Origin of the sequence: Micromonospora sp. NPDC050187 (assembly GCF_044459745.1) — a bacterium.
Lineage (GTDB): Bacteria > Actinomycetota > Actinomycetes > Mycobacteriales > Micromonosporaceae > Micromonospora.
Window position 1 is genome coordinate 1 of sequence record NZ_JBITJH010000055.1, and the last position, 2,450, is coordinate 2,450.

Consider the following 2,450-nt stretch of genomic DNA (forward strand, 5'->3'; position numbering starts at 1 on the left):
CGAGCTCAACGGACGACCCCGGCAAACCCTGGGATGGCAGAATCCTGCCGAAGCACTCCACCAGCACCTCGTCGCAACAGCCACTTGAAACCGCCTGCTCGGAGACGCCGAGATGCCGCATTTTTCGCCCACGCGAATCGCCCGAGCGGCCGATTCGCCACCGCACCGATCCGCAGGAGGGTGACGCACTACGTCGTCGGCACCACGCCGGAAACCCTGGTCGTCGTCGGTGGCGTCCTTGAAGTGATCGTCGCCCTCGCCTGCATCGGCACCGCCGTCGTGCTGTACCCGGTGGTCAAGCGGCAGGGCGAAACCCGCGCGCTGGGCTTCGTCACCGCCCGGGTCCTCGAAGCCGCCTGCATCTTCGTCAGCGTCGGAAGCCTCCTGACGGTCGTGGCCCTGCGGCGGGCCGAAGCCGGAGCAGACGCGCTGGTCACCGGCCAGGCGCTGGTCGCCTTCTACGACTCGGTCTTCCTCCTCAGCCAGGGCTTCATTCCGGCCGTGAACGCCCTGCTGCTGGGTTCCCTGCTGTACCGGTCACGCCTCGTGCCGCGGGTTCTTCCCGTGCTCGGGCTCGTCGGGGCGCCCCTGCTCGTCGTTTCCGACGCCGGCATACTGTTCGGCCTCTGGGACCGACTGTCGCCCGTGGCGGCGATCGCGGCCATCCCCATCGCCGTGTGGGAGTTCTCGTTGGGCGTCTACCTGATCGTCAAGGGCTTCCGGCCCTCCCCGGTCACCGCAGGAATGGTCGCCGCCGACGCCCGGTAGGCGACCTGGGATTGAGGTCAGCGGCCACGCCGTGACCATTCCCGACGGAACCGGGGCTACTACTTCCAGCGGAAGTGGACGAAGAGGCGGCCGAAGTTCTTGGAGTCCTTCTCGACCCGGTGGTAGAGCTGTTTGACGTCCTTCTGGTCGAGGAACCGCAGCACCCGCTTCTTGAGCTGGCCGGAGCCCTTGCCCGGGATGATCTCGACCAGGGTGGCCTTCTTCGCCACCGCCTCGTCCATGATCCCGCGCAGCGCCCGGTCGATGTCGTGGCCCTTGTTGAAGATGTCGTGCAGGTCCAGCTTGAGTTTCATGCCGCGCCCCGGTCGAGTGTCGTGCCGCCCGCCGGCCGGATGCCCCACGTGACCGTGGTGCGACCCCGGCCGGCAGGCCGGCTCCCATGCCGGCCATGGTAGGTCGGCGGGTTACCCGTGTGGGCCCGGCGGCTTCCCGTACCGGTACGGGAAGCCGCCGGGCCCACACGGGTAACCCGCCGACCTACCATGGCCGGCATGGGAGCCGGCCTGCCGGCCGGGGTCGCACCACGGTCACGTGGGGCATCCGGCCGGCGGGCGGCACGACACTCGACCGGGGCGCGGCATGAAACTCAAGCTGGACCTGCACGACATCTTCAACAAGGGCCACGACATCGACCGGGCGCTGCGCGGGATCATGGACGAGGCGGTGGCGAAGAAGGCCACCCTGGTCGAGATCATCCCGGGCAAGGGCTCCGGCCAGCTCAAGAAGCGGGTGCTGCGGTTCCTCGACCAGAAGGACGTCAAACAGCTCTACCACCGGGTCGAGAAGGACTCCAAGAACTTCGGCCGCCTCTTCGTCCACTTCCGCTGGAAGTAGTAGCCCCGGTTCCGTCGGGAATGGTCACGGCGTGGCCGCTGACCTCAATCCCAGGTCGCCTACCGGGCGTCGGCGGCGACCATTCCTGCGGTGACCGGGGAGGGCCGGAAGCCCTTGACGATCAGGTAGACGCCCAACGAGAACTCCCACACGGCGATGGGGATGGCCGCGATCGCCGCCACGGGCGACAGTCGGTCCCAGAGGCCGAACAGTATGCCGGCGTCGGAAACGACGAGCAGGGGCGCCCCGACGAGCCCGAGCACGGGAAGAACCCGCGGCACGAGGCGTGACCGGTACAGCAGGGAACCCAGCAGCAGGGCGTTCACGGCCGGAATGAAGCCCTGGCTGAGGAGGAAGACCGAGTCGTAGAAGGCGACCAGCGCCTGGCCGGTGACCAGCGCGTCTGCTCCGGCTTCGGCCCGCCGCAGGGCCACGACCGTCAGGAGGCTTCCGACGCTGACGAAGATGCAGGCGGCTTCGAGGACCCGGGCGGTGACGAAGCCCAGCGCGCGGGTTTCGCCCTGCCGCTTGACCACCGGGTACAGCACGACGGCGGTGCCGATGCAGGCGAGGGCGACGATCACTTCAAGGACGCCACCGACGACGACCAGGGTTTCCGGCGTGGTGCCGACGACGTAGTGCGTCACCCTCCTGCGGATCGGTGCGGTGGCGAATCGGCCGCTCGGGCGATTCGCGTGGGCGAAAAATGCGGCATCTCGGCGTCTCCGAGCAGGCGGTTTCAAGTGGCTGTTGCGACGAGGTGCTGGTGGAGTGCTTCGGCAGGATTCTGCCATCCCAGGGTTTGCCGGGGTCGTCCGTTGAGCTCG

Annotated in this window: 4 protein-coding genes; 2 read left to right on the plus strand and 2 right to left on the minus strand. The window is 68.3% G+C overall.

All coding sequences use genetic code 11. The features are described 5' to 3' along the window. The first annotated feature begins 180 nt into the window (after window positions 1–180). A complete protein-coding gene (locus tag ACIBJE_RS31535; protein ID WP_396753927.1) occupies window positions 181–768 on the plus strand; it encodes a DUF4386 domain-containing protein in 588 nt (195 codons plus the stop codon). A 59-nt stretch (window positions 769–827) separates the two neighbouring features. Here the strand turns inward: ACIBJE_RS31535 and ACIBJE_RS31540 are convergent, their stop codons facing one another. Then, entirely contained in the window at window positions 828–1,082 is a 255-nt protein-coding gene (locus tag ACIBJE_RS31540) for a Smr/MutS family protein (RefSeq protein ID WP_013736060.1), read from the minus strand. A 286-nt stretch (window positions 1,083–1,368) separates the two neighbouring features. Here ACIBJE_RS31540 and ACIBJE_RS31545 point away from each other — a divergent pair, with 286 nt between their 5' ends. Next, on the plus strand, window positions 1,369–1,623 hold the full coding sequence (locus ACIBJE_RS31545; protein ID WP_013736060.1) for a Smr/MutS family protein: 255 nt from the start codon (window positions 1,369–1,371) through the stop codon (window positions 1,621–1,623). A 59-nt stretch (window positions 1,624–1,682) separates the two neighbouring features. Here the strand turns inward: ACIBJE_RS31545 and ACIBJE_RS31550 are convergent, their stop codons facing one another. Next, window positions 1,683–2,270, minus strand: a complete 588-nt coding sequence (locus ACIBJE_RS31550) for a DUF4386 domain-containing protein (RefSeq protein WP_396753927.1) — start codon at window positions 2,268–2,270, stop codon at window positions 1,683–1,685. Between the last annotated feature and the right edge of the window lie 180 nt (window positions 2,271–2,450).